The organism is Aerococcus loyolae (genome assembly GCF_002871915.2).
Lineage (GTDB): Bacteria > Bacillota > Bacilli > Lactobacillales > Aerococcaceae > Aerococcus > Aerococcus loyolae.
Map to the genome: position 1 here is coordinate 1,175,496 of NZ_CP126958.1, position 19,155 is coordinate 1,194,650.

Sequence of the window (19,155 nt, forward strand, 5' to 3'; positions counted from 1 at the left end):
AATAATGCCCAAGAAAAAAATCCCCTTAAAGCCACTTTCTAAACTTGAAAGTGCTTTAAGAGGATTGATTGGCTTAAATAATTAGTGACAGATCGCTTACATTTCTTTAGGTGCTTGAACACCTAAGAGTCTCAAGCCTTCAGTCAAGACCACTGACACCGCATAAACCAAGGCTAAGCGTGCATTTAATTGGTCATCTTCTTCAAGGACCCGAGTGTGGGCATAATATTTATTAAAGCGTTGGGCTAATTGAAGGGTATACTTAGCAATTACGCTAGGTTCATAACTTTCATAGGCCTTAGCAATAATTTCTGGGAAACGGTTTAATTGTTTGACTACCGCATAAGACTCATCATCAGCCAGTTGTAGATCGTCTAGACTAGGTTTACCGGCATTGGCCTTACGCAAGATCGATTGGGCCCGGGCATTGGCGTATTGGACATAGGGACCGGTTTCTCCTTCAAATTGGACCACTTCTTCTAATTGGAAGTCAAAGTTGTTCAAGCGGTCATTCTTGAGGTCATGGAATACCACTGCACCTACCCCAACAGCTTCGGCCACTTGGTCTTTATCAGAGAGGTCAGGATTTTTACTGTTGATTTGTTCTTGAGCTAAACGAATGGCTTCTTTAAGGACCGATTCTAAGAGAACCACTTTTCCTTTCCGGGTAGAGAGTTTCTTGCCCCCTTGAGTAATTAAACCGAAGGGAATATGGTGAATATCTTCATACCAGTCATAACCCATTTCTTTAATGACAGCCTTTAATTGTTTGAAGTGGACAGACTGTTCATTTCCAACCACATAGAGACATTGGTCAAAGTCATAGGTCCGCTTACGGTAGAAGACAGCTGCCAGGTCACGAGTCATATAAAGGGTCGCCCCATCAGACTTCTTCACTAAGGCTGGAATCAAGTCATAGGCTTCCAAATCAACTAGGGTAGCTCCTTGGTCCACTTTGAGCAGTTTTTTTTCTTCTAACTCGTCAATCACTGCATCCATCTTGTCATTATAGAAGGCTTCCCCATTCATGGAATCAAAATCGATACCTAGTAAATCATAGATACTTTGAAATTCTTCTAGGGATTTCTCCCGCATCCATTGCCATAATTCCAATTCTTCTGGGTTGCCACCTTCTAATTCTTTAAAGGCTTGGCGCGCTTCATCATTTAAAGAATCATCTTCATCAGCCATTTGGTGGAAGTAGACATACAAGCGGTTTAATTCCTTAATCGGATTTTGTCGAACGGTTGCTTCGTCACCCCATTTACGGTAAGCAACGATCAGTTTACCAAATTGCGTTCCCCAGTCCCCTAAATGGTTAATGCGGACCGGTTGGAAGCCTACCTTTTCAACAATATTACCGATAGCGTTCCCAATAACGGTGGAACGGAGGTGGCCCATTGACATAGGTTTAGCAATATTTGGGCTCGACATATCAATACAAATATTTTCCCCGTCACCAATAGCTAATTGGCCATAAGCCGATTCCTTATCTAAGATATTAGCTAAGACAGCGGCAGAGATCTTATCGGCCTTTAAGAAGAAGTTAATATATGGTCCCACTGCTTCAACATGGTCAACTAAGTCATCACTGAGTTTGCCGGCTAATTCACTGGCAATCTTTTGAGGGGCTTGGCGAAGTGATTTAGCTAGGATAAAAGCTGGAAAAGCCAGGTCGCCTTGGCCTTCATGTTTTGGCACTTCTAAGACATCTTCCACTTGGTCTAGACTTAAATAATCACTAACTTCTGCTTGAATAATTTTTGCAATATGTTGTTTAATGTTCATGCTTTAACTCCTTTGTTAATGAGTCTTCCACCTTGGCTTAGCAAGGTGCGTCCTGTCTATTTTAGCATAAATTTGTTCATTTTAAAGATTGAAAGGAAAAAAAGCCAAAGCAGACAGAAACCAAATAAAAAACGACAGGACTTAGCCTGCCGTTTTCTTCTATTAATTTAATTATTTTTCAAGTGGTTGCCATTTCCATTCTTTAACTTCTGGCATGTCAGTACCGTATTCTACAATGTAGGCACGGTGTTCTTCCACCTTAGCATTCATTTGGTCAATGAAGTCTTGGGCTTTGTCGCCGTATACCACTTCAGCAACATGAGCGGCAAAATGGAAGCGGTCGAGTTCGTTTAAGACACGCATGTCGAATGGTGTGGTAATAGCCCCTTCTTCACGGTAACCATGTGGGTAGAGGTTATGGTTGTGACGGTCGAAGAAGATATCTTTGAGTAAGCCTTCGAAGCTGTGGAAGCCAAAGAAGACTGGTTTGTCTTTAGTAAAGACAGCATCAAATTCTTCGTCAGATAAACCACGTGGGTCAATATTTGGATGACGGAGTCGGTAGAGGTCAACCACATTCACGTAACGAATCTTCAATTCTGGGAAGGCTTCGTGTAGGTATGAAATGGTTGCAATGGTTTCTACAGTTGGTTCAGTACCAGAGGCAGCGATCACTACGTCAGGTTCTTCCCCTTCTTCAACGGTAGAAGCCCAGTCAATGACCTTGTAGCCCTTGTCAACAAATTCTTCAGCTTCTTCAACTGAGAAGAATTGTGGACGTGGGTGTTTAGAAGTCACGATGTAGTTAATCACGTTTTCAGAACTTAAAGCCTTATCCATTACGGCTAAGAGGGAGTTGGTATCTGCAGGGAGGTAAGCCCGGACAAATTCACCCTTCTTCTCTGCCAAGTGGGTTAATAAACCTGGGTCTTGGTGAGTATAACCGTTATGGTCTTGTTGGAAAGCGGTAGAAGAGGAAATCAAGTTCAATGATTGATAAGGTTTATGCCATTTGTACTCGCTAGCTTCACGCATCCATTTGAAATGTTGGGTGATCATGGAGTCAACTGTCCGTAAGAAGGCTTCATAACTAGCAAAGAAACCATGACGACCGGTTAAGGTATAAGCTTCTAAGAAACCTTCCATTTGGTGTTCGGATAATTGTGAGTCAATCACACGACCAGATGGTGACATCCATTCATCGTAGTTATCCTTAATTGGTTCTAGCCATTGACGTTTGGTAACATCAAAGACCTTGTTCAAGCGGTTAGACTTAGTTTCGTCTGGCCCAAAGATACGGAAGTTGTCTGGGTTCTTTTCGATAACGCCAGCAGCATAGCCACCCATTTCAATCATATCTTGGGCGTCGCGTTCACCAGGTGTATCGAAGTCAAGGGCATAGTCACGCCAGTCTGGTAAGTCTAAAGGTTTAGGATCGATGCCTCCGTCAGTAATTGGGTTGGAAGCCATCCGTTGGTCACCCTTAGGCGCAATTTCAGCAATTTCTGGACGTAATTGACCATCTTCAGTAAAGAGTTCTTCTGGACGGTAGGATTTCAACCAATCAACTAAAGCATCTACATGTTCCATATTCTCAGCGTTCACTGGAATTGGCACTTGGTGGGCTCTGAAGGAACCTTCAATGTCGTTACCTTCCCATGCCTTAGGACCAGTCCAGCCCTTAGGTGTCCGGTAAAGAATCATTGGCCAGTTACCCATAGTAGCTTCTTCAGCTGAACCTTTACGCGCTTCGCCTTGTATGGATTTAATCTTTTCAATAGCTTGGTCTAAGGTTTTAGCCATGAGTGGGTGAACCTTTTCAGGATCGTTGCCTTCAACCACCATTGGATCCCAACCTAAGCCTTGGAAGTACTTAATTAAGTCTTCATTAGATTTACGTTCTAAAATAGTTGGGTTAGCAATTTTACCCCCGTTTAAGTAAAGGATTGGTAAGACGGCACCATCAGTCACTGGGTTAATAAAGCTATTAGATAACCAGCTGGCTGCTAAAGGACCAGTTTCAGATTCCCCGTCACCAATCACAGTAGCTGCAATCACGTCAGGATTATCAAGGATGGCCCCGGTAGCGTGGGATAAGGAATAACCAAGTTCCCCACCTTCATGGATAGATCCAGGAATTTCAGCGGTCGCGTGTGAGCCGGTTCCTCCTGGGAAGGAGAAGTATTTGAAGAATTTTTGCATTCCTTCCTTGTTTTGTGGGTATTCTGGATAATGTTCACTCCAGGTCCCATCTAAATAAGCATTGGCTTGCATCACTTGGCCACCATGTCCTGGTCCTTCGATATAGAACATGTTTAGGTCATATTTATTGATGACACGGTTCAAATGAGCGTAAACAAAGTTTTGCCCGGCAATGGTTCCCCAGTGTCCGATTGGGGTGATCTTAACGTCATCTGCCGTTACTTCACGGTCTAATAAAGGATTATCCCGTAAGTACATTTGTCCGACAGATAAATAGTTAGCGGCACGCCACCAGGCATCCACTTTATCTAAATACGCTTTTGAATCAAAATCAGTCATTTTTTGATTTCCTCCTTTGAGCGAGTCGCTCTTATTTCTATTAATAATAACTTATCGCTTACCCATGACCACATGATAACATAGTCACAATCTTTTGAGAATAGCTTAAGAGCAAGATTTTTTGTTTATTTTCTTAAAATACAATCAAAGGAAGAAACGTTAATATGATCACTAGTTAAGCGCTATAATGACGGACGTTCTTGGCAATGTCGATCAGGACTGCGATCGATTGTTCAATTGTTTCAATTGTCACAAATTCGTAAGGGCCATGGGTATTTTCAGCTCCTGAGAAGAGATTTGGGGTTGGCAGGCCCTTATGTGAGAGAATAGCTCCGTCCGTTCCGCCGCGCATAGGTGCTTCAAAAGCTTCCACCTTATTTTTCAAATAAGCATCCCTAGCTAGATCAATTACCCAGGGGTAATCTTTTAGCACTTCGTACATATTGTCATATTGGTCAACAATCCGATAAGTAATTCGCTCTTCACCGATTTCTTGGTTTAAACGCGCGACTTGTTCTTCAAAGTAAGCCAATTTCTCTTGCATTTTTTTCTTATCATGGTCCCTTAAGTAATAAAACTGGTTGAGATGGTCAATCGTTCCTTCTTGACGGATCAAGAAATAGAAGCCTTCCCGACCACTGGTCTTTTCGGGCACTTGGTCAGCGGGGAGACTGGTAGCTAAACGGGCACCCCATAAGAGGGCATTAATCATGGAATCCTTAGCCGCCCCGGGATGGACACTCCGTCCGGAAATAGTGACGTTGGCTTGCTTAGCATAGAAATTCTCGTAAGTCAGGGTGCCGTACCGGCCACCATCGATGGTATAGGCAAAGTCCGCCCCAAACTGGTCGATATCAAAGTATTTCGCTCCTCGGGTGCCAATTTCTTCGTCTGGTCCAAAAGCGACCCGAATCTTGCCATGGGGAATTTCGGGATGGTTAATTAAATATTCTCCAAAAGTAACAATAGAAGTAATCCCTGCCTTGTCATCAGCTCCCAGTAAGGTTCGCCCGTCAGTGGTTACTAGGGTATGACCAACCACATGTTTTAAGCGGGGAAAGTCCTTGGGAGAAAGCACCATATTCTCTTCCTCATTAAGGACAATGTCTCCCCCATCATAATTTTCAATCACTTGGGGTTGAATGTTTTCGGCGTTGTAATCGGCGGTGTCCACATGGACAATGAAACCCACAGTAGGGATATTTTCATCAGGAAGAGTGCTGGGAATCGTGGCCGTCAGGTAGGCATCCTTGGGATTATAGAAGCAGTCTTCAAAGCCCAAGGCCTCGATTTCATCCTTTAATTTAAGGGTAAATTCTTCCTGGCTGGGCGTCGAAGGAATAGTAAGCGAACTTTCATCACTGCGAGTGTTGACTTTAGCGTATTTGATAAAGCGGTCCAGAATTTGCTGTTGTTGTGTATTCATGATTTTCCTCTTTCTAGTAAAAATGGGATCAAAGAAATGCTCTGATCCCATTATCGGTAATATTTTATGAACTTTTATTCTTCGTATCTTGCGGCACGGAAATAGGATTGGGCCCCATTGGTTTGGTTAATAACCCCTTTGAGCTTAGGATCAATCATATTAGCGAAAGCACCTTGGTAAATTGGTGCCAAAGCTTGGTCATCTTGAACCAGTGTCCGCTCAGCAGCTAACAAAGTATCCCAACGTTCTTTGGGTTGGTTAGCTAAAGTTGTCCGGGCTTGGTTTAATTGCCCATCGAAGACTTCAGAATTATAGAAACCAGTATTCAAGGTCGAATGAGATTCAAAGTATTCTAAGTAAGCGATTGGATCGACATAGGAAGGAATAAAGGTTCCTAACATAATATCGTAATCCTTGCTTGCGGCAATACTTTGACGGCTCTTGAGGGGCACGTTACGGATAGTGACTTCAATGCCAGGTAGGTTCTTTTGCCATTCCCCTTGTAGGAATTCGGAGGTTGATTTGGAGACATCTGTATCTGAGGTTAAGAGCTCAATACTAATCTTATCTCGTCCTAAGTCCGCCTTAGCCTTTTCAAATTCCTCTTTGGCCTTATCGACATCATAGGAGGATAGCGAACCGTTTTGGGCCCGGAAGTCTTCACCGGTTTCTGGGTCTTGGTCATGTTTTTTAGGTATCCAGCCATCAATTGGGGTTGACCCGTCTTTGAGCACGTTTTGGACAAAGGCTTCTTTATCGAATGATGAAGCTAAGGCCTTGCGTAAGTGAACATTATTTGTCGGTTCACGGGTAAAGTTAAATTGCAGATAGCCCACTAGACCAGAGGGGTCGACAGTTAAGGCTTCGTTATTTTGTTCTTGTTCCACATAAGGATTTCCAACTTTGGTATATTGAACCTTCCCATTTTCAAAGAGATTAAAGTTAGTCGACATTTCTTTAGATACTTGCCAATTAATGGTATCCAGGTGGACATTGTCCTTATCCCAATATTGGTCATTTTTCTTTAATTGGAAGCTTTGTTCATTACCTGTCCAGCCATCAACCACAAAGGGGCCATTGAAGGCTGTGTTATCTTGGGAGGAGCCATAGTTATCGCCAACCTCCTTGGCCAGCTTCTCACTTTGAGGCAAGTAAGCTGGAGTCCCTAGTAAGCCTTTGAAATAAGGCGTAGGCGCTTCTAAGGTAAACTCTAGGGTCTTATCATCGATGGCCTTAACCCCTAATTGGTCGGTTGGCAGCTCACCATCTGAAATGGGCCGAGCATTCTTAATCACAAAGAACTTGTTGACATTTTCTGAGATCGCATTAGGGTCGACCGCTTTACGATAGGAAAAGACAAAGTCTTGGGCGGTCACTGGCTCTCCAGTTGACCAATTAGCATTGTCTCGAATCTTGAAGGTGTAAGTTAAGCCATCCTCAGATACCTCAGGTTCTTCAGCCGCTATCCCTAGCTCATTGCCGCCATCAATAGAAGGACGGTAAAGGCCTTCAGTGACATTGGCTAAGACATTTTGGGTAGGAATATCGGAAGAGGCAATACTGTTCAAGGAAGCTAGCTCCCCATCGGCAGTCGCGGTAATTTCTGTCTGCCGGGAAGACTCACTCCCACTCCCTCCTGAACATCCTGCTAAAGCCACTAGAACACTAAATAATAAGCCTAAGCCTTTAACACCTAACTTCATAAGATCGCTTCTTTCTGTTTTATTTTATGAAGAGACTGTGACGAAACTCACAGCCTCATTGTTCCTAAATTAGTTTTCTGTTTGATAAGTTGCCGCCCTAAAGTAATTGGTGACACCATTAGTTTGGTTAATAACGCCAGTGAGTTTTGGATCCACTAAGAAGGCATAGGCCCCTTGGTAGATGGTCCCCAGCGCAGCTTCATCTTCCATCAAATAACGTTCTGCTTCTAAAAGCTTTTGGAAGCGGGCCTCGGGTTGGTCACCCAACTCATTTTGCGCTGTCGCTAAGAGTGAGTCATAGTTTTCTGAATCAAAATTAGCATTGTTTAAGGCACTTTGGCTATGGAAGTAATCCAGGTAAGCAGTGGGATCCACATAACTTGGATGGTAGGTCCCATAAACCATGTCATATTCACCAGTGTTAGTAATTTGTTGGCGACTCTTCAAAGGCACATTGCGGATTGTTACAGTCAAACCAGGCAGATTATTTTGCCATTCACCTTGTAAGAATTCCGACGTGGCTTTAGAAGTATCCGTATCTGAGGTCAATAATTCTAATTCAATATGGTCAAGACCGAGTTCTTGCTTGGCGAGTTTCCATTCGGATTGAGCAAAGTCCAAGTCATAGGCCCCTAAATGTCCATTCATGGCCCGGAAGTCTTGACCGCTAGCTGGATCAGAGACATGGTCAGCTGGTACCCAGCCATCAAGGCTTTGAGAGCCATCTTTAAGGACAGCTTGGGTAAAGGCCTCCTTGTCAAAACCAGAACGTAAGGCTTGACGGACGTGCTTGTTTTTCAGGATAGGTTTGTCGAAGTTAAATTGTAAGTAACCAACCTTACCATTCAGGCTGGTTTGAAGAATGGGTTCTCCGGCTAATTGTTCCACATAAGGGTTACCGGTTTGCGTATATTGGACATCACCTGAATTGAAGAGATTATAGTTGGTTTGTAATTCTTTAGATACTTCCCAGTTAATGCGGTTCAATTGTACATTTTCAGCATCCCAGTAATCCGGATTCTTGACTAAGTCAAAGCTGTTTTCCGTCCCGGTCCAGCCTTCAACCAAGAAAGGCCCGTTAAAGGCTGTCTTTTTTGCAGATGACCCGTAGTCATCACCGACTTCTTCAGCCAGCTTTTGACTTTGAGGAAGAAAGGCTGGGGTTCCCAACAAGTCTTCAAAGTAAGCCGTAGGCGAAGTTAGGGTAAATTCTAGGGTCTTATCATCCAGCGCTTTAACTCCTAAATTTTCTGGGCTTTCCTTCCCTTCTGAAATTTCTTTGGCCTTGTTAATCGGGAAGAAACGGTTAACGTTTTGGGAGAGTTCCGGTGGAGTCACCGCCTTACGGTAGGTATAGACAAAGTCATGGGCGGTCACAGGTTCACCGGTTGACCACTTAGCATCTTCACGGATTTTATAGGTATAGGTCTTGCCGTCTTCACTGATTTCAGGTTCTTCAGCAGCCATCCCTAGTTCCTTAAGTTTATCACTATCTTGAGGAGCAGGACGGTATAGACCTTCAATGGTGTTTGAAGCCACGTTCAAGCTCGGTGAATCGGAAGACTTAATCGTATCTAGCGATGCCAGTTCACCTTCTGAAGTGACGGCGATTTCCTGGCCGGCCTGGCTATTGGTCCCGCCTCCGCTGCTACTACAGCCTGCCATCACCAAGACTCCAATGAATAGCAAGCTGATTAGCTTATACCAACGCTTCATTTCTTCCACCTCTTTTTCTCATTTATTTTTACTTATCGGTAAATCTGCAAAGAGATACTCTTTTTAAAAGCTTCCCATAGCATACTTACTTTTAATAAGTAAATCATCATGATCTTATATTACTCCAATCCAGGGTGGAAAGTAAACTTAAACGACTTACATTTAGTTAGTATTTTCCCAGCATGATTGATCTGAATTTTCGATAGCAGAAAAATTATCGGGGTTTCCTCATTAGAGGCAAAATGAGGCAGTAAAAAAGCCTAAAGGGAATCAGTCTCCCGATAGGCTTTTTTACAGTATCTAGTGGAACAATGGCATAGTCTTTGTTGTGACTGTCACACTCTCTAAACCTGCTCCTGGTGCAGATCGATCTCCACTTCACTAAAGTGCAAGAAATTCTTTTCAAGAATTTTTGCTCTTTAGCTCCAGTTGCTATAGCTGTTCGAAGCGAAGAGCGAGTTACAGATATAGTATGCGTAGCTCTATCGATCTTTGGTGCATCCGTCGCACTCTGATTCTTACCAGATAACGACGCGGTCTTCTGGGTCTAGGTACATTTTATTTTCTGAAGAGGTTTGGTAGGCCACATGGAAGGCATCCAAGTTCTTGACTTGTTGGTTAGCCCGCCAATAGTTAGGAGCATGGACGTCAATGGATAATAATAGGTTTTGGTATTGAGGGCGGGCCTTCATACACCAGATTCGAGCCCAATTATTGAAGAAGGCAATGGGGTCGTAGTCCTCCTCATGGGTCATGGCTTGGTAAGCCGCTTGCAAGCCGCCAGCGTCAGCAATATTTTCTGACACCGTTAAGGTCCCATTAACCTCGCCGTCTCCTAAGGGTAAACCATCGAACTGGTCAATCATGGCTTGGGCCTTGTGGGTAAAGACTTCATAGTCCTCATCCAGCCACCAGTTATTTAAATTCCCTTTCTCATCAAATTGAGCCCCATTGTTATCAAAGGCATGGGAAATTTCGTGGGCAATTACCCCGCCAATCCCACCGTAGTTTTCACTGCGGCTTTGCTTCAAGTCATAGAAAGGTGCTTGCAAGATACCTGCTGGGAAGCAAATATTATTGGCTGAAGGATCGTAGTAGGCGTTAACTGTTTCGGCAGACATATGCCAGCGACTATGGTCAACTTCTTTCCCCCACTTAGCGAGATTGTCCTTAACCCGTTCAGCGGTAAAGGCTTTGAGATTTTGGTAGAGCGGTAAGTTACTATCCACCTTGAAGCGCTGATAAATTTCTGGGTAGCTATCAGGATAGCCCGCCATAATCGTGATAGCATCGAGTTTAACGATGGCCTTCTTAATAGTTTGTTGGGATAACCAGGTATTATGTTTGAGCCGGTCCTTATAAACCGCAATCATTTCTTCGATCATGGCAGTCACGTCGGCCCGGGCTTCTGGGCCAAAGTACTTCTTACCATAATAACAACCAAAGACTTGGTCAAAAGTATTGACGGTCAGATAGAAGGCGTGTTTTTCCCGGCTCATAGTCTTGGGGTTACCGGATAGAGCCAGGCTATACTGGCTAGCAATTTGACGCAAGTCTTCTGACAAGGCCTGAGCCCCATCACGAGCCACATTAACAATCATCCAAGACTTCAATTCTTCAAAGTGATCAGGGCTGAAGAATTCATTTAAGGCTTCAAAATACCGCGGTTCCGTTACAATGACGGTTTCTGGCTCTTGTCCGATTAATTCCTTGATAATCGCCTTAAGCGAATAGTGAGATGAGTAACTTTCCACTTCATTAATGTCCTTAGGATTATAGGACTTGGTATAATCCGCTAATTCTTCCTGGGACTTCACATAAGGAACAAATAGCGCATCAAAGGCGATAGCTTGGTCGGTATGGCGTTGACTCAGTTCATCACTAAAGCCCATAGCCTTTAAAAGATCAACGGTCGACCGACGCCAAATTTCTAATAATTGCTTACCCGTTCCGTTATCCTCTTCATAGTAGCCCTTGTCAGGCAAAATGGTGTTAGGGCGGCTGAGATAGAGGGCATAGTTCACCGTATTTTTCATGTCGGCTTCGTTACCCAGGTTGAAGACGAAATCATGGCCAGCCAGTAACCATTGCTTAGAAAAAGCTTGAATTTGGTCAAAGTCAGTCAATTCGCCCACATTTTCCAGGTCAGCTTGGATGGGATTTGCTCCCTCTTGGTCCAAACGATCAAAGTCCATAGCTAATTGATAGAGGGCGATCATTTCTTCCATTTCGGGATTATCTAGCTTGATTTCTCCATCAGCCATTTTCTCAATGTCTGCCATGGATAATTCTTCAATCCCATCTCGTAAGGCCATGAAACCACCTGTTGAGGACTTGTCTTCCGGGATCTCGGCTTGTTCAATCCACTCCCCGTTCACGGCCATATAAAGGTCTTCTTTTGCTTGGGACATATCTACTGTCATAAATGAACTCCTTTCAAAATTGAAAAAAACTTAGTGTTATTATATCATAGAACGGATTACATGCATTGACTGCATAAAAGACAAGGAAGGAGTTTAGCCATGCGCATTGATAAAGTGATCGGAATCACAGGGAATGACACCCTCAATGACCGGGAATGGGATGAATTTTCCCGGGACTATACCCCCCACGGTTACGTCGACGGGGTCAGTCGGTCAGGAAACCTTCCCATCATCATTCCTATCCATAGCGACCTAAGACGCGCTGAAGACTATATCCAGCGAATTGACGGCTTGATATTTACCGGAGGTCAGGATGTTCACCCCTTGATGTATGGTGAAGACCCCGCTCCCCGCTTAAATGATATCTACCCGAAAAGAGACTACTGGGAAAGAGCCCTTTTTGAAGCTGCCCTTAAGTACCAAGTCCCTATCCTTGCCGTTTGTCGGGGCTTCCAACTGATTAACATTTTACTAGGGGGAACCGTTTACCAAGACCTCTCCTACTATCCTGTTAAAGACCGCCCAGCCATCCAGCACGTGCAAAAACATAGCCGGATGATTTACCCCCACCATTCAGTCACCATTAAGGAAGGCAGTGAAATGTACCGGCTCCTAGGTAACAAAGACAAAGCCCAAGTGAATTCCTACCACCACCAGGCCATCCGTGACCTCGCCCCTAAACTTGAAGCGACTGCCTGGGCCGCCGATGGGGTCATTGAATCTTATCAATTTGGTGATGACAATGAAAAGCACCCTCTCTTAGGTGTTCAATGGCATCCAGAAATAATGATCCAAAATAACGAAGAAATGATGCCCATCTTTGAATGGTTCTCATACTTCTAAAGAAAAAACGAGACTCAATCGAGTAAGACTAGGCGACAAACGTCTACCTCTAGCACTCGGTGAAGTCTCGTTTTCTTTTTTAATCAGCAGCTTCTTCGTTATCCATCATATTGTCAAGGGCAATAGCTAGTCCCACCATCACCGCTTCATAATCTTCATCATAGACATCAAGAACAAAGGTATCCCGAATAGCAAAAATCTTATGGTTAATTGAACCAATCTTCTCACCATCAAGGGTAAGCGCAAAATTGTTATCTAGGAAATTCCCCTTCAAGTCCAAATTATAGTCAGGACTAGAAATTTTTACCTTTCTTCTAAAGAAACTTAGCCGGTCTTTAATGGTCACTTGACTGCCATCAACAAATTTAATCTGGTATTCTGAAAAGATTTTGAAAAGTTTCCGGTTAATCTCAAAAAGCGGCTGGCCTTGTGGATCAGACACTTTGACTTTATGACCAAAGAACTTAAAGTCTTCGTCCACCCGGTAGCAGACCTGGCCCTGATCGTCTTTGATATTATAGTGGTCCGTAATTTTAAAAATCCTCTGTTTAATATATAAACGGCGCATCGTCTGACACAAACCCCTTTCCTTAGTCCCAGCAGTTATCGAAAAAATTACTTGGTCTCTTCTGACTTAAAGGCAGTCGGATCAAAGGTTGAACTAGGTTCTACAGCCATTAACCAGTTTAAATTATCTTTATCTGAATTTAAATCAGTAGGAGTCCCTTCAGCTTTTTCATTTTTTCCGACGACTTTACCAGACAAAGGCGCTAAGATATCGGTTACCGCCTTTTCCGCTTCAATAGAGACAAAGGCTTCCCCAGCCACCAAGTCTTGGTCGACTAAATAATTAATAAAGGAAATATCACCAAATTCTTCTTGGCCAGCCTTAGAAAGGCCAATGATGACTTGCTTATCTGCTGTTTGAGTTAACCATAAACCGTTATCAGTAAATACTTTTTCCATTGTTTACTTCCCTTCTTTTTCTATCCAGTAAGCCACAGTATCTTCTTTAGCCCCTGTAGTGGCTACTTCCTTGTCTGTCACTAAGGGACGTTTAATTAACATCCCATCACTAGCTAATAGATCAACAATTTCTTCTTGGGATAAATCATCAATTTTATCCTTTAAGTTCTTTTCTCGGTAAGCCGAGCCCGACGTGTTAAAGACTTGCTTGGGTCGATCACTGCTCTCTAGGGCCCGTTTTATATCTTCCTTACTAGGCACTTGTTCGCGGATATCGTAAAACTGATAGTCAACCCCAGCCTCGTTAAAGGCTTTTTCCACTCGCCGTGAGGTAGAACACTGCTTAAGGCCATATAAACTGATCAAGACGGTCACCTCCACTTAATTTGCGCAATAGGCGATTGAGCCAATGTTGTTGAATTTCTGCTTCACTACGGTTTTGATTGTACTGGATGGACAAGACAAAGCCCATACAGAGCATATTAGTTAATAAGGCCGATCCCCCCTGCGAAATAAAGGGTAAGGGAATCCCTGTCAAAGGTAAGAGACCAATGGACATGCCAATGTTTTCTACAATATGGAAGAGGATCATAGAAACAATCCCGGCAGTACCTGCGATATAGAAGGAATCGTAGGATTCATAGGCAATGGCAATCATGGTTAAGATCAATAAGAAATAAAGCAGGATCAAAAGACTGCTGCCAATAAAGCCAAAATTTTCACCTATCGTAGAAAAAATCATGTCCGACTCTCTGACAGGGACATATACTTCGAAATTACCAAAGCCCTTACCCAGCCATTGACCGGAACCAATGGCCTTGATACTTTGACTCAGTTGGTAGGACTCCCGCCGCGTATTTTCAAAGGGAGCCAACCAGGAATCAATCCGGGCAAATTGATAATCTTGAAAACCTAAGTGATAAAGTAAGTCACGGTTGTAAATCACCAAAAAGAGTAAGCCAGCAAAGATGGCACCAATAATTAAAGCAATGGTCAGAATAATTCGCCAGTTAACCCCCGAAGCAAAAATCATACCCGAAAAGATCATCATAAATACCAGGGTCGTTCCAAAGTCATTCTGTAAGAGAATCAATACCACCGGCACCGCAGTCCATAAAATCATGCGGCCAATAAATTTAAAGTCCCATTTCAACTGTTTAGACACCGGCAGAGCGTCATAATTCAAAGCTTCGGTTCTTTGATTATATTCACTGACCAAACGGGACATCATTAAGATATAAAAGAACTTCATAATTTCCGACGGTTGGAAGGACAAGGTCCCGATGGTGAACCAGGATTTAGCCCCAAACAAGGTATATTGTTGGCGGTCATAGAAAAACAGGACCAAAATCAAGAGAAAGATCCCAAAACCATACAGGACAGGAACAAATCGATAAAAGGTCTTCTTGTCAATCTGCATGACAAAGACAATGGCAATAAAACTGACCACATACCAAAAGATTTGCATCAGAGTGGGCTTTAATGAGCCGCCCCCAAATTGTAAATAAGTGGTAGCGAAAATCACCGCGACACTCATGGCCATCAGTGCTAATAAAAGCGCGATAATGGTGGGATTAATGGATTTTGCTTGGCTAACTTTTTTTAAACGTTGGCTTCTTGAACGTGCCATACTTACACTCCTTAGTTTAACAGCTAACAATACGCTTAGTCATTCTTCTGTAAAGCTTCCGCTTGGATTGCCTTGGAGGCCCGTTTTAAGGGACTATAGGCGATTTCTTTATCATTTAAATGGGGGAAATCTGGAGATAGGTTGACCTCATACTTAATGCGTTGATCAAGATAGGTATCCGCATGTTTATAGCGATAATAAATGGTATTGACCAAGGCTCCCACAATGAGGGCCATCCCATTTAAATATAAATAAAGCATTAAGGCAATGAAAACGCCAATGGTCCCATTTTGAACCGAGGAACCTCCGGCAAACTGGACATAGACGCCAAACAAGCTGGAAATTAAGAGAACCATTACAGCAGCGGTCACCGAACCGGGTAAGGCATATTTCAAGGTCATCGGTTGGTTAGGAACGACGATATAGATAAATAACATTAAGATAAAGACCGAAATCAAAAGGACAGGCCATTTTAAGCCCAGTAATAACTCCACGAAACCTAGAGGCAAAGGAACAAAATTATTAATCACCCGCAGAAGGGTCTCACCAAAGACAAAAAAGAGCGAGAATACGCCTACACTAAGGACTAAGAGAAAGGCAATCAAGAAAGAAGCGATCCGAGTAATTACCGCATTCTTGTGGTCCGGATTGCCGTAGACCCGGTTTAAGACCCGCTGTAAGGCGGAGAAACCAGCCGAGGATGACCAAATTACTAAGATGGTATTAATTGAAAGACTCCCGGCACTAGTGGAATCTAAATACGATTCCAAAGTAGGAATCAACAGAGGCTCAATTTCATTAGGGAGAATGGCAGTAATCCACTCTACTGCCTGGGCTGAATCAAAGGGGAGTAAAGGAATAATATTGGCCACTAAGAGTAGCATAGGAAAAATTGCCAACAAGGCATAATAAGCCAGTTCGGCTGCTGAACTACCAATACTGGCATCATGGACGCTCTGACTGGCGATCGGCACTAAGACTTCTTTGATTTTCTTCACGGGGCTCGCTCCTATCTTGATAGATGTCTTACCCATTATACAATAGATCCGCCTAAGTGTGTCAAACAAGCTGGGGCGACGCTAGCTTTTTAAATTTACCGATTTAAATCGAAAGAGAATTAATAAAAGCCTTGGCAGTCTGACTCGAGAAAAGCGTCTCTCTCACTGTAAAAACATAAAGGTCAAAGTCTCCCGATATCCCTTCGGCAAAAAAGTAATTGCGGTAGGTTCCCTGGTCGACATCCTTAATATGCAGGTCCCACAATTGGTAGTAGCCCTTATTGGTTTGAATAATTGCCCCTTTGTTAAAGTCGCGCTGGTAACGGTAGCCTTTGCCTTCTAACCAGGAACGAATATTTTTGCGACAATGGTTTTCTTTATAGATCACTTGCATAATAATCACCTAATTTTATTTTATCGAACATGTGTTCTGCTTGCAAGTGAAAATAAGAAAAACGATTTTCAAAAGATAAACTGGTGAGCATTCGTTTCGCTTTTGAATTTGGTCGTTAAAAAGCCATGGCATCGGTTCGAGCCCTAGTCTCTCACCTAGCGAGCTTCAAACGGCTAGTATGGCTAAAGCCTACTATCCGTATTTCACATCGCTTGCTCGTTCATGGCTAACGACTAAATTCAAAGCTCCACTACTGCTCAAAGCTATCTACCAAAATATTCGATAACAAGTCATTGATGAGATAAATTGAGGAGCAAAAAACCAGAGCACCTGGCCCTGGTTAATTACGTGATAAATGAGGATTTAAGGAATTAGTTGACCTTTTGCCATTGACCGGACACCAGGTCCATGCTGGTTAATTCACCGGTTTGGTTATTATAACGGTAGATGGCGACGAGATTAGTATGAATTTGGTTATTAGGTGATTGGCGACGGATTTCCACTTGAACAAGATTATCATCTACCTTAGAAGGCATGAAACTATAATCTTCGCTCCGGTAGATATTATCAGTGACTTGATGGATCATAGGCACCACTTTAGCAATAATGTCATTAGAATTATTGGACGGTGTCACTGAGCTGGCAGGTTTCTCAGCAGCTTCTGCTTGGCTCTTGCTTGCTGATTGACCTGGTCCCGCTTGACCGCTTTCATTATTTGCTTTAACACTTTTACCCTTGACTTGGCTACTTGCCTTATCTGACTGACTAGCTTTTTCTTGGTCAGTATCTTGCTTCTTGTCAGTGTCCACTTTTTGGCTGCTTTCCTTAGCTTGACTGCTGGAAGTTTGCTCGGTCTTGACATCTGATGACTGCTTCTTATCGCCAAAAGACACGCCCTGTTCGGAACAAGCCGCTAGCAGGACGGCGCTAAGTGTAACCGCGATAAAGCCTTTTAAATTTTTATTCATAATAAATCCCTCATTTATTTTTAAATAAATCATTTTCTAATCGAGTGTATTCACATCGACTTTTCTTCACTTATTATTTTACCACAGCTTTTAATCCAAAAATGATCAGCCCATAATCTTTACGTTTTCCTAATTTTTGGCCCTGGAAAAGAAAACTTAGGGCTTACGGTAGTTCTCTAGGTCTTTTGGATAAGGCATGGCGGTTTGAGCACCAACCTTGGTGGTAGATAGGGTTGCAGCAATCGAAGACAGACGCAGGGCCTCTTCCAGAGAAGTACCTTGAGCCATTAAAGCAGCGAAGGCGCCATTCATGGTGTCCCCTGCCCCAGTCGTATCTTTGACATCCGCTTCAATCGTTGGGATCGAAAGCACTTGGCCCTCATGGACATAGGAAATTCCTTGCGAACCCCGAGTAACAATCAACAAGGCATCGTGGGCTTGGCTCCACTCTAACATAGCTGCCTCGATTTCCGAGTCTTCAATGTCACGGCCCAACATTCCGGCAAATTCAGTTTCGTTTGGAGTGACAATATCAGCCAGGTCAATAAACTCATTAATCCCTGGGTCAAAAGGTGCTGGGTTTAAGATAGTCTTTGCCCCTTTTTCTCGTGCCATTGAGAAGGCTTGCTTTACCGTAGCTAGGGGAACTTCTAATTGGGCCAGGACAATGTCGCCTTCCTCAACCAAATCAGCAAAGTCTTCGCCAACTTCAACTAAGCCATTCGCTCCTGGCAAAACCACAATGGAATTGTCGGCTTGAACTGAAAAAATAGCCGCCATCCCAGTAAAAATATTTTTCTCTACTTTAATATGGTCAGTGACTACTCCTTCCTTTTTGAGGTGTTTGAGGGCTTTGTCTCCAAAAGAGTCGTCACCAACGCTACCCACCATCCGCACATCACTATTTAAACGAGCAGCCGCAACCGCTTGATTAGCTCCCTTGCCGCCCATGAAATAATTCACGGTATCACCAAGAATGGTTTCACCAATCCGAGGCAAGCGATCAGTGACCATGGTCATATCGATATTAATGCTACCAACAACAATTACTTTACTCATTTTTGCTCCCTATCTTTCTATTCTTCACGCGACTTTATTAATGAAAAACGATACAGTCTTTTCTTAACTATAGCGCAATCGCTTTCAGTAAGATCACCTTAAGTTTATCATCTTTTCTAGCCGCTAACAAGCTAGCTATCAAGGCCTAGAAAGACATTGATCAGGTCGACTTAGGAAATGGATTTCCTTTTATCCAACCCCTTTTTCTCAGCCACCCAAAGACCAAGATGGTCAGCAAAATAAAACAAAGCGCTCCACAAGTATCCAAGTAAACATCAGCCAGGAGTCCGGTACGATTGGGGGTAAATATCTGCCGTAATTCGTCAAAAGCCGCATAGCCAAAAGTTAATAAGGTCGCTAAAGTAGCGCGGACTGGCAAGCTTTTAACATCAATTAATAAAGAGAGGTAGGCGAGACTAGCCAAACTACCAAAGAGGACAAAATGAGCCCCCTTGCGGATAAAGAACTCAATGAAAGCGAAATAGCCCCGGGCTTGGATAGAAATTTCCTCTCCGGCATAGGTAAAAGAAAGCCCCCGGAATAAGCTTTCAGCTGGGTGATTGGCTAGGACCGAATTCAAAAGCGGGATCAGACTCTGGTCTTGGTAAGAGGTAGATGAACTGGGAAAGGTCAAGACGAGTAAGAGAATTAAAGCAATAAAGGCAAGGTTTCGAATTTGTTTTAAGGTCACAATAAGCTC

Annotated in this window: 16 protein-coding genes; 1 reads left to right on the plus strand and 15 read right to left on the minus strand. The window is 43.2% G+C overall.

Going from position 1 to position 19,155, the window contains the following annotated elements; genetic code table 11:
- Positions 1-96: 96 nt before the first annotated feature.
- The 6 genes from argS to CJ190_RS05345 all read right to left on the minus strand — a co-directional run bounded on the left by argS (position 97) and on the right by CJ190_RS05345 (position 11,597).
- Positions 97-1,788 carry an arginine--tRNA ligase gene (gene argS / locus CJ190_RS05320; RefSeq protein ID WP_064293140.1) on the minus strand — a complete coding sequence of 564 codons (1,692 nt, stop codon included), beginning with the start codon at positions 1,786-1,788 and terminating at the stop codon, positions 97-99.
- Positions 1,789-1,959: 171 nt separating this feature from the next.
- Positions 1,960-4,329 (minus strand): phosphoketolase family protein, encoded by a 2,370-nt coding sequence (locus CJ190_RS05325; protein WP_064293139.1) that lies wholly within the window; start codon positions 4,327-4,329, stop codon positions 1,960-1,962.
- Positions 4,330-4,504: 175 nt separating this feature from the next.
- Positions 4,505-5,755, minus strand: a complete 1,251-nt coding sequence (pepT, locus tag CJ190_RS05330; RefSeq protein WP_064293138.1) for a peptidase T — start codon at positions 5,753-5,755, stop codon at positions 4,505-4,507.
- A gap of 74 nt (positions 5,756-5,829) precedes the next feature.
- Positions 5,830-7,458 (minus strand): peptide ABC transporter substrate-binding protein, encoded by a 1,629-nt coding sequence (locus CJ190_RS05335; RefSeq protein ID WP_064293137.1) that lies wholly within the window; start codon positions 7,456-7,458, stop codon positions 5,830-5,832.
- Between the two features lie 69 nt (positions 7,459-7,527).
- Positions 7,528-9,174, minus strand: a complete 1,647-nt coding sequence (locus CJ190_RS05340) for a peptide ABC transporter substrate-binding protein (protein WP_064293136.1) — start codon at positions 9,172-9,174, stop codon at positions 7,528-7,530.
- A gap of 518 nt (positions 9,175-9,692) precedes the next feature.
- Positions 9,693-11,597, minus strand: coding sequence for a M13 family metallopeptidase (locus tag CJ190_RS05345; RefSeq protein WP_064292708.1), 1,905 nt, complete (start codon positions 11,595-11,597; stop codon positions 9,693-9,695).
- Between the two features lie 99 nt (positions 11,598-11,696).
- Here CJ190_RS05345 and CJ190_RS05350 point away from each other — a divergent pair, with 99 nt between their 5' ends.
- Positions 11,697-12,440, plus strand: coding sequence for a gamma-glutamyl-gamma-aminobutyrate hydrolase family protein (locus CJ190_RS05350; RefSeq protein WP_013669318.1), 744 nt, complete (start codon positions 11,697-11,699; stop codon positions 12,438-12,440).
- Between the two features lie 79 nt (positions 12,441-12,519).
- On the opposite strand, the gene CJ190_RS05355 is transcribed toward CJ190_RS05350, so the two are convergent.
- The 9 genes from CJ190_RS05355 to CJ190_RS05395 form a co-directional block, all read right to left on the minus strand.
- Positions 12,520-13,008 (minus strand): LURP-one-related/scramblase family protein, encoded by a 489-nt coding sequence (locus CJ190_RS05355; protein WP_064292709.1) that lies wholly within the window; start codon positions 13,006-13,008, stop codon positions 12,520-12,522.
- 47 nt (positions 13,009-13,055) lie between these two features.
- Complete coding sequence (locus tag CJ190_RS05360; RefSeq protein ID WP_064292710.1) at positions 13,056-13,406, minus strand: glycine cleavage system protein H; 351 nt, start codon at positions 13,404-13,406, stop codon at positions 13,056-13,058.
- A gap of 3 nt (positions 13,407-13,409) precedes the next feature.
- Positions 13,410-13,772, minus strand: coding sequence for a Spx/MgsR family RNA polymerase-binding regulatory protein (locus CJ190_RS05365; protein WP_064292711.1), 363 nt, complete (start codon positions 13,770-13,772; stop codon positions 13,410-13,412).
- Positions 13,750-15,036: an FtsW/RodA/SpoVE family cell cycle protein gene (locus CJ190_RS05370; RefSeq protein ID WP_064292712.1), complete on the minus strand. Its 1,287-nt coding sequence runs from the start codon at positions 15,034-15,036 to the stop codon at positions 13,750-13,752. Before CJ190_RS05370 ends, CJ190_RS05365 begins: the two co-directional genes overlap by 23 nt.
- 35 nt (positions 15,037-15,071) lie before the next feature.
- On the minus strand, positions 15,072-16,034 hold the full coding sequence (locus tag CJ190_RS05375; protein ID WP_168162784.1) for a YihY/virulence factor BrkB family protein: 963 nt from the start codon (positions 16,032-16,034) through the stop codon (positions 15,072-15,074).
- Between the two features lie 103 nt (positions 16,035-16,137).
- Positions 16,138-16,428 (minus strand): hypothetical protein, encoded by a 291-nt coding sequence (locus CJ190_RS05380; RefSeq protein ID WP_064292714.1) that lies wholly within the window; start codon positions 16,426-16,428, stop codon positions 16,138-16,140.
- 371 nt (positions 16,429-16,799) lie between these two features.
- The gene (locus CJ190_RS05385) at positions 16,800-17,396 is read right to left on the minus strand and encodes a hypothetical protein (RefSeq protein WP_064292715.1); all 597 of its coding nucleotides are present in this window, start codon (positions 17,394-17,396) and stop codon (positions 16,800-16,802) included.
- Positions 17,397-17,552: 156 nt separating this feature from the next.
- Positions 17,553-18,455, minus strand: coding sequence for a ribokinase (locus CJ190_RS05390; RefSeq protein WP_064292716.1), 903 nt, complete (start codon positions 18,453-18,455; stop codon positions 17,553-17,555).
- 160 nt (positions 18,456-18,615) lie between these two features.
- On the minus strand, positions 18,616-19,146 hold the full coding sequence (locus CJ190_RS05395; RefSeq protein WP_064292717.1) for a VanZ family protein: 531 nt from the start codon (positions 19,144-19,146) through the stop codon (positions 18,616-18,618).
- Positions 19,147-19,155: the final 9 nt, after the last annotated feature.

Bases quoted from the DNA above. Each gene is read 5' to 3' on its own strand.
- argS (WP_064293140.1), bottom strand. From the start codon at position 1,788: ATGAACATTAAACAACATATTGCAAAAATTATTCAAGCAGAAGTTAGT.
- CJ190_RS05325 (WP_064293139.1), bottom strand. From the start codon at position 4,329: ATGACTGATTTTGATTCAAAAGCGTATTTAGATAAAGTGGATGCCTGG.
- pepT (WP_064293138.1), bottom strand. From the start codon at position 5,755: ATGAATACACAACAACAGCAAATTCTGGACCGCTTTATCAAATACGCT.
- CJ190_RS05335 (WP_064293137.1), bottom strand. From the start codon at position 7,458: ATGAAGTTAGGTGTTAAAGGCTTAGGCTTATTATTTAGTGTTCTAGTG.
- CJ190_RS05340 (WP_064293136.1), bottom strand. From the start codon at position 9,174: ATGAAGCGTTGGTATAAGCTAATCAGCTTGCTATTCATTGGAGTCTTG.
- CJ190_RS05345 (WP_064292708.1), bottom strand. From the start codon at position 11,597: ATGACAGTAGATATGTCCCAAGCAAAAGAAGACCTTTATATGGCCGTG.
- CJ190_RS05350 (WP_013669318.1), top strand. From the start codon at position 11,697: ATGCGCATTGATAAAGTGATCGGAATCACAGGGAATGACACCCTCAAT.
- CJ190_RS05355 (WP_064292709.1), bottom strand. From the start codon at position 13,008: ATGCGCCGTTTATATATTAAACAGAGGATTTTTAAAATTACGGACCAC.
- CJ190_RS05360 (WP_064292710.1), bottom strand. From the start codon at position 13,406: ATGGAAAAAGTATTTACTGATAACGGTTTATGGTTAACTCAAACAGCA.
- CJ190_RS05370 (WP_064292712.1), bottom strand. From the start codon at position 15,036: ATGGCACGTTCAAGAAGCCAACGTTTAAAAAAAGTTAGCCAAGCAAAA.
- CJ190_RS05380 (WP_064292714.1), bottom strand. From the start codon at position 16,428: ATGCAAGTGATCTATAAAGAAAACCATTGTCGCAAAAATATTCGTTCC.
- CJ190_RS05385 (WP_064292715.1), bottom strand. From the start codon at position 17,396: ATGAATAAAAATTTAAAAGGCTTTATCGCGGTTACACTTAGCGCCGTC.
- CJ190_RS05390 (WP_064292716.1), bottom strand. From the start codon at position 18,455: ATGAGTAAAGTAATTGTTGTTGGTAGCATTAATATCGATATGACCATG.